At 55.8% G+C, this 17,063-nt stretch carries 13 protein-coding genes and 2 pseudogenes; 7 read left to right on the forward strand and 8 right to left on the reverse strand.

Going from position 1 to position 17,063, the window contains the following annotated elements:
* The first annotated feature begins 790 nt into the window (after positions 1 to 790).
* From JCM25354_RS19460 to JCM25354_RS15065, 4 genes are all read left to right on the forward strand, one after another.
* Positions 791 to 2,197, forward strand: a complete 1,407-nt coding sequence (locus JCM25354_RS19460) for a M20/M25/M40 family metallo-hydrolase (protein ID WP_369345805.1) — start codon at positions 791 to 793, stop codon at positions 2,195 to 2,197.
* Entirely contained in the window at positions 2,163 to 2,363 is a 201-nt protein-coding gene (locus JCM25354_RS23630; RefSeq protein WP_369345806.1) for a hypothetical protein, read from the forward strand. Before JCM25354_RS19460 ends, JCM25354_RS23630 begins: the two co-directional genes overlap by 35 nt.
* 129 nt (positions 2,364 to 2,492) lie before the next feature.
* Positions 2,493 to 4,121, forward strand: coding sequence for an NAD(P)/FAD-dependent oxidoreductase (locus tag JCM25354_RS15060; RefSeq protein ID WP_025886670.1), 1,629 nt, complete (start codon positions 2,493 to 2,495; stop codon positions 4,119 to 4,121).
* Between the two features lie 126 nt (positions 4,122 to 4,247).
* Positions 4,248 to 5,126 carry an SDR family oxidoreductase gene (locus tag JCM25354_RS15065; protein WP_025886671.1) on the forward strand — a complete coding sequence of 293 codons (879 nt, stop codon included), beginning with the start codon at positions 4,248 to 4,250 and terminating at the stop codon, positions 5,124 to 5,126.
* 145 nt (positions 5,127 to 5,271) lie between these two features.
* Here the strand turns inward: JCM25354_RS15065 and cyoD are convergent, their stop codons facing one another.
* From cyoD to JCM25354_RS23160, 5 genes and pseudogenes are all read right to left on the reverse strand, one after another.
* A complete protein-coding gene (cyoD, locus tag JCM25354_RS15070; protein ID WP_025886673.1) occupies positions 5,272 to 5,589 on the reverse strand; it encodes a cytochrome o ubiquinol oxidase subunit IV in 318 nt (105 codons plus the stop codon).
* The gene (locus JCM25354_RS15075; RefSeq protein WP_025886675.1) at positions 5,586 to 6,239 is read right to left on the reverse strand and encodes a cytochrome c oxidase subunit 3; all 654 of its coding nucleotides are present in this window, start codon (positions 6,237 to 6,239) and stop codon (positions 5,586 to 5,588) included. The genes cyoD and JCM25354_RS15075 overlap by 4 nt, the downstream gene beginning before the upstream one ends.
* Positions 6,239 to 8,271: pseudogene (locus JCM25354_RS19465) on the reverse strand (cbb3-type cytochrome c oxidase subunit I). Before JCM25354_RS19465 ends, JCM25354_RS15075 begins: the two are co-directional and overlap by 1 nt.
* Positions 8,272 to 8,337: 66 nt before the next feature.
* Positions 8,338 to 8,862, reverse strand: a complete 525-nt coding sequence (locus JCM25354_RS15085) for a cytochrome ubiquinol oxidase subunit II (protein WP_025886676.1) — start codon at positions 8,860 to 8,862, stop codon at positions 8,338 to 8,340.
* Positions 8,863 to 9,143: 281 nt separating this feature from the next.
* Positions 9,144 to 9,278, reverse strand: coding sequence for a hypothetical protein (locus JCM25354_RS23160; RefSeq protein WP_279379590.1), 135 nt, complete (start codon positions 9,276 to 9,278; stop codon positions 9,144 to 9,146).
* A 224-nt stretch (positions 9,279 to 9,502) separates the two neighbouring features.
* On the opposite strand from JCM25354_RS23160, the gene JCM25354_RS19470 reads away from it, so the two are divergent.
* Together JCM25354_RS19470 and cls are read left to right on the forward strand one after the other, a co-directional pair.
* On the forward strand, positions 9,503 to 10,021 hold the full coding sequence (locus JCM25354_RS19470; RefSeq protein ID WP_025886678.1) for a hypothetical protein: 519 nt from the start codon (positions 9,503 to 9,505) through the stop codon (positions 10,019 to 10,021).
* A 48-nt stretch (positions 10,022 to 10,069) separates the two neighbouring features.
* Positions 10,070 to 11,520, forward strand: a pseudogene (gene cls, locus JCM25354_RS19475) (cardiolipin synthase).
* An 18-nt stretch (positions 11,521 to 11,538) separates the two neighbouring features.
* On the opposite strand, the gene JCM25354_RS15110 reads toward cls, so the two are convergent.
* From JCM25354_RS15110 to JCM25354_RS15120, 3 genes are all read right to left on the reverse strand, one after another.
* Positions 11,539 to 12,339, reverse strand: a complete 801-nt coding sequence (locus tag JCM25354_RS15110; RefSeq protein ID WP_025886679.1) for an aminotransferase class IV — start codon at positions 12,337 to 12,339, stop codon at positions 11,539 to 11,541.
* Positions 12,336 to 13,613 carry an anthranilate synthase component I family protein gene (locus tag JCM25354_RS15115; protein ID WP_035448087.1) on the reverse strand — a complete coding sequence of 426 codons (1,278 nt, stop codon included), beginning with the start codon at positions 13,611 to 13,613 and terminating at the stop codon, positions 12,336 to 12,338. The genes JCM25354_RS15110 and JCM25354_RS15115 overlap by 4 nt, the downstream gene beginning before the upstream one ends.
* Before the next feature lie 159 nt (positions 13,614 to 13,772).
* Positions 13,773 to 14,840, reverse strand: a complete 1,068-nt coding sequence (locus tag JCM25354_RS15120) for a metallophosphoesterase family protein (RefSeq protein WP_243444103.1) — start codon at positions 14,838 to 14,840, stop codon at positions 13,773 to 13,775.
* Positions 14,841 to 15,017: 177 nt separating this feature from the next.
* On the opposite strand from JCM25354_RS15120, the gene JCM25354_RS15125 reads away from it, so the two are divergent.
* Positions 15,018 to 16,730: a DUF885 domain-containing protein gene (locus JCM25354_RS15125; RefSeq protein WP_051537446.1), complete on the forward strand. Its 1,713-nt coding sequence runs from the start codon at positions 15,018 to 15,020 to the stop codon at positions 16,728 to 16,730.
* The last annotated feature ends 333 nt before the right edge of the window (positions 16,731 to 17,063 follow it).

Raw genomic sequence — 17,063 nt, forward strand, 5'->3', positions numbered from 1 at the left:
TATAAATATAATAGATCATTAATAATATCTTATACTATTAAAATATCAGTATGGATTCGGGTGCATTTCATTTTGGCAAATATGGAATGTAGAAAGGGTTTGTCATCAAAAACGTCAATTTCGTCATTGAATTATCTTCGGCAGTGGGGTGGTATGCGGAAACTGTATGCGAATGCTCTTTTGTTAACGTGTTCATAACGATCCTGATGACTGCCTAGGCTGTCGCTGTCTTTTTGGTTCCAGTTTGAAGTCTGTCCTTTCCTGCATGATGATTCCCGGCTCATTACTGTCGAAGAATTCGACCCCAGAACGATATAAATCGTTTCAGGTCATCAGGATATCATGCACGGTCAGTGACAACGGGCTCTGGCAGGATATGGTCAGGTCATGAGCCTGGAGGCTGGGCGTCATATTGGCTCGACCACACCAAGGAATTTCAAAACCTTCTGGATTTGCAGCAGGAAGCAGCTTGTAACCCGCTATGTGGATACGCTCTATCGTCATTCATGTATCAAAGCCGGAAGATGTCACGACCCTTGTGATCATGATGTTCATTATGCGCCCATAAGTCGGGCGCGCATAAGTGAAATGCTCGAGTGGTGGCGCCTCACGCCAGTACGCAAATCAAGACAAAAAACGGAAGCTTCGTCGCCGTTTCAACCAAGACAGGGAAATAATGATGCGATCAGCCCGTTTTAAAATCTCTGCGTTTCTATCAGTACTGGGTTTGCTTGGATCGACAGCCCTGGCAGCTGAGCCGCCCGTCTTTGCTCCTGTGAATCCTGCCCGTATGTCTGAAGTCATTCGTACACTGGCCTCAGACCCCTTCGAGGGCCGTTCGCCCGGGACGATCGGTGCCGTACGAACCGTGAATTATCTTGTAGCGCAGTTTCAGGCGATTGGCTTGCAGCCCGCCGGCGAGAAGGGGGGCTGGACGCAGGAAGTTCCCATGTTGCACACCCGGATTGCGCCTGATTCTCGTGTACAGTTTCAGCAGCGGGGATCTGAAGGGCTCGAGTTTACGCAGTCCCGGGAAATCTATCTGACCACCAGTCATCCGGCTTCACAGATCAGGATCACCGAAGCGCCTCTGGTTTTTGTGGGTTACGGTGTTGATGCTCCGGCACGTGACTGGGATGATTTCAAGAACGTGGATCTGAAGGGCAAGATCGCGGTTATCCTGATCAACGATCCTGATTTCAGGGCAAAGTCGGGTGAGGCGGTTGCCGGTCGTTTTGGTGGCAGGACCATGACCTATTTTGGTCGCTGGACCTATAAATTCGAAGAGGCCGCGCGTCGTGGAGCCGTTGGAGCGCTGATTGTTCATGATACTGAAGCGGCGAGCTATCCATGGAGCACGGTGATTGCATCTGGAGGTGAGAATTTTGCCCTTGATCGACCAGAGACGCCTGACTCCCTGCTGCTTCACGGCTGGCTCGAAAACAAAGCAGCGCATGAGCTTTTTGCACGGGCAGGGCTCGATCTGGATGCGTTGAGCGAAGCCGCACGCCGCCCTGATTTCAAGCCGGTTGCTCTCGGAGGTATGGCTCTGACAACGGAGCTTGATGTCAGCACACAGCACCTGCAGAGTCGTAACGTTCTGGCCAAGATTCCCGGTACCACGCACCCGGATGAAACGATTATCTATGGTGCGCACTGGGATGCTTTCGGCAAGAGCAAGGGACCTCATGGTGGTGACATGATCCGCCACGGCGCTATTGATGATGCCTCTGGCATAGCGGCCATTCTCGAAATTGCACGAGCCTTCAAATCCGGTCCTGCACCGGAGCGCACAATTGTCTTCGGGGCATGGACGGCAGAAGAGCGGGGATTGCTGGGCTCTACATGGTATGTTGAGCATCCTCTGATTTCACTCGACAAAGCCGTTGCAAATTTCACGATCGACGTGCTGCAGATGGGTGGGTTGTCGCATAATGCCTTTCTTGTTGGTGCAGGACAGAACAGTCTGCAGGATGACTTTGCGACGATCGCGGCTTCCCAGGGACGAGTGACCCAGAATGAGGCCCTGCCCGAGCGGGGGGCTTTCTATCGGGCGGATCATCTGCCGTTTGCCCGTGCCGGTGTACCGGTTCTGCCGATCATGGATCTCGCCGGATACCCGGATCTGGTAAATGGTGGTGTTTCTGCCGGTCGCAAATGGCTTGATGGTTATATGGCCTGCTATCATCAGCTGTGATGCCTGGAGTGCCAGCTGGGATCTGCGTGGCGCGGCGGAAGATGCTGCAGCACTTTATGAAGTAGGGCGCAGCCTTGCCTTTTCACGTATGTGGCCGAGCTGGAAGCAGGGATCGGAATTCAAGGCAATCCGCGATCGTACCGAGGCGCAGCGGCCGGCTCTCTGACCGCAGGCGGCTCTCCCTGCCGAAGGCAGGGGAAGGCGGGGTGATGGCCGGGGCTGACAGACGTAGACATCATTCCGTTCGCTATTCTTTTCTTGACAACGGCCCTCTCTCCGTGACTTCCAGCCGGACATGATCCGGCTAACCGAACTCAGGCTCCCCCTCGACCATCCGCATGATGCCCTGCGCGAAGCGATTCTTTCGCGCCTGGGAATCGAGAGCGCTGCGCTCCACGATTTCTCGGTAGCGCGTCGCGGCTATGATGCCCGCAAGCGCGGGCAGATCATGCTTGTCTACAGTGTCGACTGCACGATTGAAGACGAGCAGGCAGTACTGGCAGCGCATGATAACGTGCCATCGATCAAGCCGACGCCCGATACGTCCTACGTCCTTCCTGCCGTTACAGCCGGATCCTCGAAATCATCCCGCCCTGTGGTGATCGGCGCAGGTCCTTGCGGTGTGATGGCGGCACTCATTCTGGCTCAGGCCGGTCTGCGTCCGATTGTGATCGAGCGTGGCAAGGTTGTGCGCGAGCGTACGGTAGACACTTTTGCCCTGTGGCGTCGTGCCGAGCTGACTCCGGAGAGCAATGTGCAGTTCGGCGAGGGCGGTGCCGGAACATTTTCTGACGGCAAGCTCTATAGCGGTGTCAGCGATCCGCGCCATCTGGGGCGCAAGGTCATGGAGGAATTCGTCAAGGCAGGTGCGCCTAAGGAAATTCTTTATGTTTCCAAACCCCATATCGGGACGTTCCGCCTCGTCTCTATGGTCGAGCACATCCGGGCCCAAATCGAGAGCCTCGGGGGGAGTTACCGTTTTGGTGTGCGGGTTGACGGGCTCGTTACCGAAGATACGCCAGGCCGTCTCAAAGGGCTTGTTCTGTCGGATGGTACGGTTCTTGAAACCGAACACGCCATTCTGGCAGTGGGACACAGCGCGCGCGACACGTTTGAAATGCTGCGCGATGCAGGAGTGCCGATGCAACCCAAGCCATTTTCCATCGGTGTGCGGATAGAGCATCCGCAATCGCTGATAGACTGCGCGCGTTTTGGCGATCAGGGCGGTCACCCGCTTCTGGGAGCTGCCGATTACAAGCTCGTGCATCACGCCAGGAATGGCCGGGCTGTCTATTCTTTCTGCATGTGCCCCGGTGGCACCGTGGTCGCGGCGACGTCGGAACCCAATCAGGTCGTGACCAACGGCATGAGCCAGTATTCCCGCGCCGAGCGCAATGCTAATGCAGGAATTGTGGTCGATGTGTCCCCCGAGCGTGATTATCCGGATGATGTGCTGGGTGGCGTGGCATTCCAGCGTCACTGGGAGCGGGCAGCGTTCGTGGCTGGCGGAGGCGATTACAGGGCCCCTGCACAGAAAGTCGAGGATTTTCTTGCCGGACGACCCTCGACGAGTCTTGGGGATGTTGTGCCGTCCTACAAGCCGGGTGTGACACCGACTGACCTTTCGCTCTGCCTGCCCGATTTTGCTGTCGAGGCCATTCGGGAGGCTCTGCCTGCGTTTGAACGAAAGCTGAAGGGCTTTTCAATGGGTGATGCGGTTCTGACAGGGGTAGAAACGCGTACATCTTCGCCCATCCGGATGCCGCGTGGTGCGGACGGGCAAAGCCCGGGTCTGACCGGGCTGTTCCCTGCAGGGGAGGGCGCGGGCTATGCGGGCGGTATTCTCTCTGCGGGCATCGACGGCATACGTGCAGCAGAATGGGTGATCGAAGCAGTAAAGGTCATCGCCGAACGAGCCTCTTGATAGAGGTGGCGTTCCTCTTGCTCGCATGACGGGCAAAGTTGCCTTTGTCATCAATAATAAAGGCGCCAAACTCGTACACGAGGGGGTCGTTGCAAGCTCGTCAACCTTTCATTGGAAACGAGCCCCATGACTTTGATCGATCCGCGTTCACGCTATCCCCGACCGCCTTTCAAGACGCAGCCGCAGGAATTTCCGGGTGTGTCTGCCAAGATGACACCTGAGCCCGATTATGGCGAAGACAGCTACAAGGGCAATGGGCGCCTTGCAGGGCTCGTTGCCCTGATCACCGGTGGAGATTCAGGTATTGGCCGCGCCGTAGCAGTTGCCTTTGCGAAAGAGGGGGCGGATATCGCTCTCTCCTATCTCGAGGCAGAGGAAACTGACGCCAAGGCCATCGCCTCGACCATCGAGAAAATCGGGCGCAAATGCCTGCTCCTGCCGGGTGACATCCGCGAAAAGGCGCAATGTGAACATCTCGTTTCCTATACGCTCGACCAGCTCGGAGGTCTGGATATTCTCGTCAACAATGCTGCGTTCCAGCATCCGAGAGAGGATTTTCTGGAGATTTCAGACGAGGAATGGCGTCGTCATTTCGACACGAATATTCATGCGATGTTCTATTTGACAAAGGCGGCTTTGCCCCATCTCAAGCCCGGTGCGTCGATCATCAACACGTCGTCTGTCAATACGCGCACGCCAATGCCTATTCTGATTCCGTATTCCATGACCAAGGCAGCGATTGCCAATTTCACGGTCGGACTTGCCGGAAGCCTGGTTGAAAAAGGTGTCCGGGTGAATGCCGTCCTTCCTGGCCCTATATGGACACCGTTCATCGCTACGGGAATGCCGCCAGAACAGCATGAATCCTTTGGTTCTCAGGCTCCCATGGGTCGTCCGGGCCAGCCCGCCGAGCTGGCTGGAGCCTATGTCTATCTGGCAGACCCCAATAATACCTATACCAATGGAGCCCTGCTTCCGGTTCACGGGGCCATGCCGCAGCTCTGAGCGGCATTTTACCATTGTACCAGCGGGGTTCTGTGATGAAGCATGGCAGAACCCCGGATATCAGGGACATGAAAATCGATGTCCGTGTGACTTCAGCGTGTCCACGGGGGAGCAATTATAAGCCATTTTGGTCCGCGTCAGGCATTCAGCCCATCATCGCGTGGGCATTGCCGAGCACCCAGAGCGTTCCACCCACCATGAGGGCGACGATCAGCAGGGAAAACAGGATCAGCTGCAGGTCATCACGATGAGAGCTCGACAGGTCGATATGCAGAAAAAAGCGGAAATGTACGACAACCTGACAGAGTGCGGCGATGGCGATGATCCAGATCAGGGCAGCTCTGGGAAACAGGCCCAGCATTACCCCGGCAAAGGGCAGGGCTGAAAGCAGCACGGCCAGAACGAGGCCTATACTGTAGCCGCGTAACTCCTGTCGGCGCTCCATCTCATGATCTGCATTCATGACAGCACCCCCAGAAGATAGACGATCGAGAAAATCCCGATCCATATGATGTCGAGAAAATGCCAGAACAGGGCAAGACGCATGAAGCGTGTCTGCACGAGCGGGTCGAGGCCAAATTTTGCAGCCTGTACGAACATGATGAGCATCCAGATACAGCCGCTCGTGACATGAAGACCGTGCGTGGCGATGAGCGCCCAGCTGGCAGAAAGCCAGCCCGAACGCGACGGCACACCACCCTTTGAGGCCATGGTCATGAAATCATGCAGCTCAAGCGAGAGAAAAACCAGACCAAGGAATAGCGTGATAGCGAACCAGAGCAGTGTTTTTGCTAGGGAGCGATCATAGCGCATGGCCAGAGTGGCCAGACCGCAGGTAAAGCTGCTGGCGAGCAGGGCAACAGTTTCCCAGGCAGCGGAAGAGAGATCAAACAGCTCATGCGGTCCCGGGCCACCAGCCAGGGAATGTCCCATCGTGGCATAGGTCACGAACAGCATGGAAAATATGATGAGATCACTCATCAGGAAGATCCAGAAACCGAACAGAGCCTCTTCAGCCTGTGTACGTGCCTCCTCCCTGTGTGATGCCGGGGCAGAATTGCTCAGACGTATGCCGATATGACTCGGCCCTTTGCCTTGCACGCTTTGCGCCATCAGACTGGCTCCCTGACCAGACCGTTATTGGCGGTCGTGAACATCGCTTCGTTTTCGATAAAACCTGTCTCACGCAGGGTGAGCAGCCAGCGTTCTTCTGTCTTCCGCACTTCAGCTGCAGGAATGATATGCGAGGTTGTGCGGTTGAAGCTGCGAAGAATGATCGCACCGAAGAAGACGACAGCGCCCAGAAGCACGGCCCACCAGATATGCCATGTCAGCGCAAAGCCGAACACGCCACTGGCGACGCAGCAGACAAAGCCGACAGGCGTATTCGAGGGAAGTTCGATATCGAAATAATGTTCCGGAGCGCGCCAGGCATCACGATGTTTCTTGGACTCGTGAAAAGCATCAACACAGTCGATCTGAGGGATCAGGGCAAAGTTGTATTCTGACGGTGGTGCTGCCACAGACCATTCCAGCGTACGCCCATTCCATGGATCTCCTGCACTAACGGAAAGAGCCTCGCGCTGGCGGATGCTGACCCAGAGCTGAATGATCATGCAGGCAAAAGCGGCCAGCACCAGCAGGGCGCCACAGAGTGCGACCCAGAGATAGGGTTTGTAGACGGCCTCGAAGAATTCCTGCTCCGCCGGGGCATGCCAAGCGCACCCACGATATAGAGCGGCATGAAGGCGAGAATGAAGCCGCCCACCCAGCATCCGAAGACAACCCGCCCCCAGCCCTCATGCAGGCGAAAACCAAAAGCCTTGGGAAACCAGTAGTGATAGGCGCTCAACATGCCAAAAAGCAGACCGGGTATGAGCATGTTATGAAAATGGGCGACCAGAAACAGCGTGTTATGAACCTGATAGTCGAAGCCCGGATTGGCCAGCATGACGCCTGTTGCGCCGCCCACGACAAACAGCATCATGAAGGCGCAGGCATAGAGCATGGGTACGCTGATCCTGATGCGTCCCCGCACCATGGTCAGCAGCCAGTCATAGATCTTGACCCCTGTCGGAATGGCAATGAGCATCGTGGCAATGCCGAATACGGCATTGACATTGCCGTCCTGACCCATGGTGAAGAAATGATGGAGCCAGACGGTGAAGGACAGGACAGCAATCGAGACAGTGGCCCAGACCAGCGACGTATAGCCATAAAGCCGTTTGTTTGAGAATGTGGCTATTGTCTCGGAATACACACCAAAAGCGGGCAGGATCAGAATGTAGACTTCGGGATGGCCGAAGAGCCAGAACATGTTGATATAATTCATCATGTTCCCACCAAGATCATTGGTGAAGAAATGCATATCCAGATAACGATCCATCGCCAGCATCAGCGTGGCCACGGTCAGAGGCGGCATGGCAAAAATCATCAGGATGGAGATGCAAAGCGCCGTCCAGGCAAAGAGCGGCATTCTGAAGAGTGTCATGCCCGGTGCGCGCTTCTTGTAGACGGTTACTGCGAAATTGATCCCTGTCATGGTATTGCCGACCGAACTCAGCGTCAGCGCCCAGATCCAGTAGTCCACTCCCACCCCCGGACTGAAGGAGAGCTCGGTATAGGGCGGGTAGCCTGTCCACCCACCGGTCGAGAATTTGCCTATGCAGAGCGAGATCATCAGCAGAACGGCCCCTGCAGTTGTCAGACCGAGGCTGATCGAATTCATGACCGGGAAGGAGACATCCCGTGCGCCGATCTGAAGGGGCAATACGAAGTTGTAGATGCCGATCAGAAAGGGCATGGCCATGAAGAAAATCATGATTGTGCCATGGGTGGTGAAAAGCTGCGCGAAATGCTCCGGAGGGATGAAGCCTGGGTTGTTATAGGCTACGGCCTGTTGCGAGCGCATGACGGCAGCTTCAGCAACGGCTCGCGCCATCATGACGAACGAGACCACGACATACATGATGCCGATTTTCTTGTGGTCGACACTGGTCAGCCACCCGGACCAGAGTGTTCCCCAGCCCTTGAGCCAGGTGACGAAAACCAGCACTGCGAGCGCGCCGAGTACGACAACTGAAGCGGCAAGTGTGGCGATCGTACTGTAGAAAGGCAGGGCGTCATAGCCGAGCGAGCCGAGCAGAAAGTGACGCAAGAACTGATCTCCGGTCTGAGGGTATTACTGAAGTGACGGGATAACCAGCCCGCGTCAGCCGGAACCCGGCGAAGCTGTGGCGTCGTAACGCATGACGATGCCGTGAAAGAAATGCTCGGGCACTGAAGAGAAGACCGGCATTGAGGCCGCTGGGTCATTGGTGAGAGCCCGGGCTGTCCTGCGACCGTTTTCCTGTTTGCGCAGGAGGCGATAAGTCGTTTGGTCGAGATGCAAGGTACTGTTGGTTGCTTCTGTCAGCCAATGCGCGAAATGATCGGCAGATACTATGTCGACAGGGAATTTCTGGTCCTGGAAGCCCATGCCGTTGAATTGTGTGTTTTCACCCATGAGCCGCCCGATACGGTCAGCTTCAAGATGCAGGTGCGTTACCATACCTGCCATGGCGTAGATCTGACTCCCCAGGGAAGGAATCAGAAAGGACTGCATGGTGGCGTCAGATGTCAGGTGAAATTCGACTTCGCGCCCCTGGGGAAGAACGAGATGATCCAGGCTCGCGATATGCGCGTCCGGATAAACAAAGAGCCATTTCCAGTTCAGCGCAACGACTTCGACCCGCAAGGGGGAGCCTCGCCGATGGCTCGTTCGGGGCTGTAGCGTCGTTCCGGTCCCCAGACCAGAAGGGAAAAGGCAATGACGACAATTGCCGGGAACCCCCACACCAGGAATTCGAGAGGGAGAGCAAAATCCCAGTCAGGAGGAAGCGCGCCTTTCTGTTCGATGCCCTGTAATGCCAGAGGCAGAGCGGTACGCCGATAAGAACAGGAAGAATGACCAGCAGCAGACCACCCGAAAGCAGCATGAACCAGTGTTTCTGGAGCGAAGCAATCGGACCGGCCGGATCAAGGAACGAAATGTGATCCGCCTGACATCCACTCAGCATCAGGGCCGTCACGCTCAGGGCTGGCAAAAGACGGGCGGTGCGGTGCAGGGTTGAAGCGATCAATCGGAGTCTCGGCACGTTCAACCTGTTCCACTTGCAAGGGTCAGGTGGAAGAACTCGAAACTGTGATCAGCGTTGCCTTGGCCATCCCTTAAAATGTCTTTTTGTGTCTGATTTGCTGTTATCTGGAATTTTCATTCCTGTCTGAGCCCTGATTTGCAGAAGCGTATTTCAGGCGTAAGATGCCTTTCAGGCAACTCATTCAGGGCTTTGACGTCAGAACAGCAAGCCTGGTCGAACAAGAAGGAGGCGAAGGTCATGTTTCCACGTTCTTTTGCGGCTTTTGCCGCGTTTCTCCCTCTTTGTATCGTCAGCCTGCCTGCTGTGGCCGCGCCGAATCAGCCTGACACATTGACAGGGCAGAGTCCTGCGCAGACCGGTCCGGTTTCAGCCACTCCCAGCTCCATAAGCTTCAGTCTCAAGGAAGTTGGTGGTGGGCTTGGTTATGAGTGGGGCAAAGGTACGCTGCATTATAACGGCAAGGATTACGCCTTCGAAATTGGCGGGGGCGGCATCGCCTCGCTTGGATATATTGCCGTCAAGGGGACAGGCACGGTCAAGGATCTGGCAAGGCTCGACCAGTTCGATGGGACTTACTGGACGGTCAAGGCAGATGCTGCAGTTGGCTCCGGGGTCGGAGCCGCAGTGCTTGAAAACCAGTATGGCGTCAAGCTTGACCTCAAGATGAATATTTCGGGCGCGCATGTCGGCGCTTCTGTCATGCGTCTGCGTTTCAGGCTTTTGCCTGAGAAAACAGACAAGCTTGCGGCGCAATAGGCCATCCTGTGCGTGAGACGCAAGGATAAGGGGCCTTAATTCATGGAAATGACTGGCTGGCGCCTGACGGGTGCCTTGCTGAGCTTTGTGGTTCAGCTGATTTTTATCGGACGGGCCCTTTTGCGTCCGCACCGCCAGCCAGCGTCTCGCGTGGCCTGGGTAGCCATCATCGGGGCCTTGCCCGTGCTCGGAACACTCGCCTATCTCATGCTGGGCGAGACCAATATGGGGCGCCGTCTGGTAGCGCGTATTACCGAAGCCCGCAAAACCCTGCATATCCCGGGCAAGAGCAGCGAGGATCTGATTGACGCAGAGGGCAAGTATCATCTGCCGCCGCGTCTAGCTCCCCTGTTTCGTGTCGGTCAGTCGGCCAGCGGTTATCCGCCGGAAGCGGGAAACCGGGCGCGACTGCTCCCGGATTCCAATGCTGCAATTGATTCCATGGTGCGTGATATCGACGCAGCGTGTGACCATGTGCACCTGTGCTTCTATATCTGGCTGACCGATAATAATGGTACCAAGATCATCGATGCTGTCTGTCGTGCAGCCTCTCGCGGTGTGACCTGTCGTGTAATGGCTGATGATTTGGGCTCGCGCCGCCTGATCGCCCATCCGTCATGGAAGAAAATGCAGAAGGCTGGCGCGCATCTTGTTCGCGCCATGCCTATGGGTAATATCCTGACCTGGCCGTTGCATGGGCGCATGGACATGCGCAATCATCGCAAGATCGTGGTGATCGATAACCGGGTCACTTATTGCGGCAGCCAGAATTGTGCCGATCCTGAGTTTCGGGTGAAAGCGCGTTTCGCGCCCTGGGTCGATCTCATGACGCGCTTTGAAGGGCCGGTTGTGCTCCAGAACCAGCATCTGTTTGCGACGGACTGGATGGCACATACGGATGAGGATCTTGGCCCGCTTCTCGCTTCGGCACCCGTGAATGAGGATGGCGAGGGTTTTGTGGCCCAGGTGATCGGCACAAGTGCCGCATTGCGTTATGCTGCCATGCCCGAGGTCTTTACATCGCTCATGAATGCTTCTGCCCAGGAGCTGACAGTAACCACGCCTTATTATGTTCCTGACGAACCGATACAGGCAGCGTTATGCGCGGCGGCACGACGGGGTGTGCGCGTGACCCTGACCGTGCCGACACGCAATGATTCCTGGATTGTGGGGGGAGCCAGCCGCAGCTATTATGAGGAGCTGCTCGAGGCTGGCGTAAGGATTTTCGAATACCCGCTTGGTCTGCTTCATACCAAGGCACTGACCTTGATGGGCGTATGGGCATGATTGGTTCAGCCAATCTCGACCGGCGCAGTTTCGATCTGAATTTTGAAAACAACATTCTGTTCAGCGACAGGGATTTCACTGCTGAAATTCATGCCCGCCAACAGAGCTATACAGCCGCCGCGACAGAGATCACTCTGGAAGAAGTCCGTGCCTGGCGCTGGTCTCGTCGTCTATGGCATAATGTGCTGGCCATGATCGGACCCGTTCTGTGAGAGCAGAAATCATCTGATTTACTCGAATAGGGCGTGATCGAGATCCCTGCTCCAGATGTCATGACGCGGGAGCGATATCTCCTCCACGGCATGGACCTCTCTCATCGACAGACTGTTGATGAGCCAGGCCGCATCTGCCCTGCATAGAGCGGCAAGGGAAAGATGCGCTTCTCTGCACAACCCTGCCTTGATCAATGCGGCGCGTGCGGTGCCTGCCAGAGCGCCATCTTCAAGCGGGGGGGTCAGCAACTGACCCTTGCTCAGCATGATGAGCGACGAGGCGCTGGCTTCAGCAATATAGTCGCCGTGAGCAGAAAGCAGCAGGGAATCGTCGTAACCTGCCTTGTGAGCTTCAATACGCGAGAGGATCTGCGGCAGATAATTGAGATGCTTGATATGGCTCAGCGGTGAGGCCCCATCGCGACGGTACCGGCTGACATGAAGACGGCAGGGACCAGGAGGTGGTACCGGTGCAGACTGGGTGATGAGCAGTGTCGGGCTGGGGGCTGCTGGTGGCAGAAGACCTCGTGGTCCCGCTCCGCGGCTCAGGGTAAGACGTAGCGATCCAGAGTTCTGGTTATTGGCCTCAATAAGCATTTCAAGCGACGTACTAAGGCTCTCGTCGGATGGCTGAGGAATCTGAAGCAATGCTGCCCCATCCGCAAGCCGGGCAAGATGCGCCTCAAGCCGTATGATTTTTCCTCTCTGCAACCGCATGGTCTCAAATACGCCATCCCCGAGCAGAAAGCCCCGGTCGGTACTCTTGATACAGGCAGACCCAGCTGCAATCAGGCGGTCATTGAGCCAGGCATGAATCATGTTTCGAACATTCCAAGTAGGGGGGCTGCTTTCAGGCAGAGTTCATCATACTCCCGTTCGGGATCCGAAAGGGTGGTGATGCCGCATCCGGCGCCAAGGGTCACGCTGCCGGACCCGAGCACCAGGCTGCGAATGATTACGCTGCTATCCAGTGCACCATCGGCGCCGATACGAAACAGGGAGCCACAATAAGCCCCTCTTGCGGCACGTTCGATTTTATCAATCACCTTGAGTGCCTGATGTTTGGGCGCGCCTGTGACCGAGCCGGGGGGCAGGGTGGCGTGCAGAAGGTCAAGCGCAGTCATGTCATTCATGAGCTGGCCAGTAACAGCCGAGACAAGATGATGAACGTGGGTGAACCGTTCCACGGTACAAAGCGCAGGCACATGTACCGAACCGATGAGCGAGACACGACCGATATCGTTACGCATGAGATCGGTGATCATCAGGTTCTCGGCATATTCCTTTTCATCCTGTCTCAAGGCCCTGGCGATCCGGATATTGTCCTCTTCATCGATGCCAAGCGGAGCCGTTCCCTTGATCGGACGCGTTTCGATCAGTCCGGATGTATTCATGTTGAGAAAACGCTCAACGGAAGCCGAAAGCAGGGCGAAACCGGGTGTGTTGAAATAGGCACCAAAAGGAGCGGGTGAGACATGACGCAGTTTACGGTAAACCGCGTTGGCCTGAATCGGGGCCGTGCAGGTAGCCCGGAACTGTGTGGTCAGGTTGGCCTGAAACAGTTCGCCATTGTTGATCCGTGCGATAATTTCCTTCACTGCGTCGCAGAAATCTCTGCGGTCGAGATCGGGGGTGAAGAGCAGGTGAGGGAGACGGGATGAGGGAGCAGAGCATTCAGGCAGAGGCACTGGCTGGGATGCGTCACAGTAGCTGCTCCAGAAAAGCCGTTTCTGCAGTCGGTCGAAAGCATAGGCGCCGTCATAACGGGCAAGGGTGAGAGCGGGAATGACTGGCGCGTGGCGTGAAATAATACCTTCCAGTGCCAGACCAGCCTCGTAACTGGCGAGGCCGACTACTCCGCCGGTAAAAGGTAGGGAGTTAGGGGCGGTGCGCGAAGGCATAAAAGCAGACAGGTGCGTCCAGTCGCCGGTTTCATTGCCTGTGAAGGTTGCCGAAGGGCTACAGCAGAAAAACGACCAGCGTGTCCGTTCGCTGACCGGGCCACCGCTATCAAGCAGTACGGACCATGGCTTACTGCCATAGTGCGCGATGAAAGCATCGGGCGAGCGCCAGGGCAGTTCCTCGACACGCATCAGCGAGCTCCGTTGCACAAGAGCGCGCGCGTGGTCAGGAGATCCCTGGATATCGGGGCTGTCAGGTACAGGAGCCGCATGGACCGGCCATACCGCGCCGATTTCCGGGCGTCCAGTGACAGTCTCCCGAAGGAGGCTGTCAGCTGCTGTATAATAAGGTCAGGTGTTTTTCGGATCGATGGTCTTGAAACCATAGGTGACATATTCGGGTATCACGCGACCTTTTTCGACGCGTACATTCAGATAGCCTTCAGCCGTACCCAGTCTTGTGCCATGCCACCAGTTACCTGAGACAGCACCACCGGTGATATAGGGCACCCCATGCCAGGTCACAGTCTCATAGACATGGGTATGTCCCTGAAACACACCGATCACGTTGTAACGGTCAAAGAGGTCCAGCACCTGATAGGCATTTCTGATGCGCGTGCCCTGATGGGCTGGCGGTTTGCCTGGAGGTGGGGCGTAATCTTCAACGGCTGTGACCAGCGGAATATGGGTCGAGACAATGACCGGCATGCCAGCAGGAATTGACGCGAGATCATGGTCCAGCCAGGCAAGCTGAACGGGGTCAATGAAACCTTCATAAGCCCGGTCCGGGGTGATCCCGATTGAATCGAGTACGACAAAATGCACACCCTTGTGATCAAATGAATAATAGGGTGCACCAAAATTATCCGTGTAATATTTCTTGCCATAAAGGGGGTCGGTCGGTTCGATCCCGCTTTTGGTGTAGATCCCGAGACAGTCGTGATTGCCTATTGTATTATAAACCTGATGTCCCAGGGTTTCCGCGGTCTGCTTGTAAAGATCCATCAGGCTCATTGCGCGTGATTTCGGCACGCCCAACGCATCGAAAACATGATCCCCTCCCTGGATAGTGAAATCGGCTTTTGCTGTACGTGCCTGACGGAAACAGTCGAGGCAGCCTTTCGACGCCTCAAGTTCGGGCTGGATATGGGTATCCGTCAGAAACAGGAAGCTGAAATCGTCATGGGCGAGCATGGCCGGGCGCTGGGGTGCCACAGCGTGTGCGCGTGCGCTCAGACCAATTGTACCTGCGGCCAGGCCAGTCAGGGCTGCAGAGCGGAGGAAATGACGTCTTGGCAAAAGCATGCAGATACCCTGTTCATTGATGATGAAATGATCTCTTTCCGGAGGGATAGCGCCCGGGTCAGCACGTTTGCATGAAGTTTCGATGACATGACGCAGTCGTGTCAGGCCTGTCATACTTCCATAGGGTGACAAGGCACATTCAGGCTGCTTCCTGTCAGGCATTGACGGATACTGCCTAACAGGTCGTTATGACTGCGAATTGTTTTTTCAGGGGGTATGATGCGCGCACAATGGAGAAAGAAGGTCCGAAGCAGTTGCGGTCTTGTCCTGTTCCTGGGGCTCGGACTGATTATGGCTCCCCTTGTCGCGCACGCAGATGATATTGCTCAGATCGTCAGCGATTACGATCGTTTCAACGCGGCTCTCGATCCGGTTGCGGCAGCTTCGCGTGGTGATCCAGATGCAGCGGAACGCTGGCCTGATGATACACAGCAGGCTGAAGCAGCGCGTCTCAGGCAGAGGATGGCATTCAGGGAGCGTCTGACCCGTCTGGACCTCAAAGCGCTCAAAGGTGAGGCTCAGCTGAACGCGCAGCTCATGATGTGGGAAAACGATCTGGCTATTGATGGTCAGAAATTTGATACATCACGAATCCCCTTTACCAGCGATGAGGGTTTCTTTCAGGAAGTCGGGTACGCGGCTGATAATACGCCGTTACGTAGCGAGGCTGATGCCCGTCACTGGCTGGTACGAATGAGCCGTATCCCGGTTTATGACGCGCAGCAGATCGATAATATGCGTCGGGGTATCAAAACGCATTTCGTTCAGCCGCGTCTGATTGCCGAGATCGCCTTGCGGGCCGTCAAGGCGCAAGCTGCGCTTCCCGAACGGGACAATGCGGCTTTACGCCCGTTTGATACCCTGCCTGACTCCATGCCCCTTGCTCTGCGTCAGTCCCTGCGTGCAGAGGGTGAACGTATCGTGCATGAGAAGATCAAACCGGCCGAGCTGGCTCTGGCCCGGTTTTTTCAGACTGAATATCTGCCAGCCAGTCGCGATACTCTGGGCGCGTCTTCCCTGCCTGAAGGGCAGGCTTATTACGCTTATCTCGTACGGAGTGAGACGACCACCACACTTACGCCAGACCAGATATTTGCCCTCGGGCAGTCCGAGATTGCCCGGATTCACGGGGAAATGCAGCGCCAGATGGATGCGGTCGGCTTTCATGGCGACTTCAGGGCTTTCGTTACGATGATCAAGGCCGATCCGCGGTTTTATGTAACTACGCGTCAGGCATTGCTCGAAAAGGCGAGTTTTCTGGCCAAGAAAATTGATGGCGAATTGCCGCGTGTGATCGGAAGATTGCCTCGTCTCACTTATGGCGTCAGAGAGGTCCCGCGTGCAATTGAAGAGGGTTACACAACCGGGCGTTACGATCCTGGCAGTCCGGTCCTGGGTATCTCAGGTGGATTGATGATCAATACCTCTCATCTGGATCAGCGACCGCTCTATGAATTACCTTCTCTCGTTGCCCATGAAGGGGTGCCGGGCCATCACATCCAGATTGCCCTTGCTCAGGAAATGACTGATCTTCCGGGTTTCCGTCGCGATTATGCGACAACAGCCTTTGTCGAGGGCTGGGCACTCTATGCCGAGCAGCTCGTCAGCGAGATCGGCCTCTATCCAACGCCCTATGAACGTTTTGGCCAGCTTTCCATGGAGATGTGGCGCGCCTGCCGACTAGTTGTGGATGTTGGCATTCACTGGAAAAACTGGTCCCGCGATCAGGCGCTGTCCTGCTTGAGGGACAATACCGCACTCGCCGAAAAGAATATCCAGAACGAGACCAATCGTTATATTTCCTGGCCCGGTCAGGCGTTGGGTTACAAGATCGGCGAATTGACCATCATCGAGCTTCGTCACGAGGCCGAAAAAAAGCTTGGCGCGAAATTTGATGAGAGACGGTTTCACGATCTTGTTCTGGATGAAGGTGCGATGCCGCTCGCCCTTCTGCGTCAGCGTGTGCAGGGGTGGATAGCAAATGAAAGCCAACGTGCGGATTAAGCCGGAACGCTTTAACCAGATGACATGAATACGGTCCTGTTATCCGGGCTGATGATATTTTCTTTCAGCCCGGCCGGCAGACGGAGCTGTATGATAGGGCGCACGTAGACAAAAGCCGGAAGAGAATAGGTATTTCGCGTGATGAGATAAGCCGGGTGACGCGTTGAATAAACAGACACAGGGGTTTAGATAAGTTGAAGGTACCAGGCAGAAAGCTTCGATTGTTCCCCTGGCTTTATTCTACTAGCTAAAAGGCGTCATTGCGATCAATGTCCACAGCAAGTTCTGCCAACGTTCCAGTTTCCGAGGCGCAGAGTCTCTCTCAATCACAAT

The organism is Asaia prunellae JCM 25354 (assembly GCF_000613885.1).
Lineage (GTDB): Bacteria > Pseudomonadota > Alphaproteobacteria > Acetobacterales > Acetobacteraceae > Asaia > Asaia prunellae.

What these genes read in the sequence shown, in the direction of transcription:
- JCM25354_RS19460 (WP_369345805.1), top strand. Translation starts at nt 791, where the DNA reads ATGTCTGAAGTCATTCGTACACTGGCCTCAGACCCCTTCGAGGGCCGT.
- JCM25354_RS15060 (WP_025886670.1), top strand. Translation starts at nt 2,493, where the DNA reads ATGATCCGGCTAACCGAACTCAGGCTCCCCCTCGACCATCCGCATGAT.
- JCM25354_RS15065 (WP_025886671.1), top strand. Translation starts at nt 4,248, where the DNA reads ATGACTTTGATCGATCCGCGTTCACGCTATCCCCGACCGCCTTTCAAG.
- cyoD (WP_025886673.1), bottom strand. Translation starts at nt 5,589, where the DNA reads ATGAATGCAGATCATGAGATGGAGCGCCGACAGGAGTTACGCGGCTAC.
- JCM25354_RS15075 (WP_025886675.1), bottom strand. Translation starts at nt 6,239, where the DNA reads ATGGCGCAAAGCGTGCAAGGCAAAGGGCCGAGTCATATCGGCATACGT.
- JCM25354_RS19470 (WP_025886678.1), top strand. Translation starts at nt 9,503, where the DNA reads ATGTTTCCACGTTCTTTTGCGGCTTTTGCCGCGTTTCTCCCTCTTTGT.
- JCM25354_RS15110 (WP_025886679.1), bottom strand. Translation starts at nt 12,339, where the DNA reads ATGATTCATGCCTGGCTCAATGACCGCCTGATTGCAGCTGGGTCTGCC.
- JCM25354_RS15115 (WP_035448087.1), bottom strand. Translation starts at nt 13,613, where the DNA reads ATGCGTGTCGAGGAACTGCCCTGGCGCTCGCCCGATGCTTTCATCGCG.
- JCM25354_RS15120 (WP_243444103.1), bottom strand. Translation starts at nt 14,840, where the DNA reads ATGACAGGCCTGACACGACTGCGTCATGTCATCGAAACTTCATGCAAA.
- JCM25354_RS15125 (WP_051537446.1), top strand. Translation starts at nt 15,018, where the DNA reads ATGGCTCCCCTTGTCGCGCACGCAGATGATATTGCTCAGATCGTCAGC.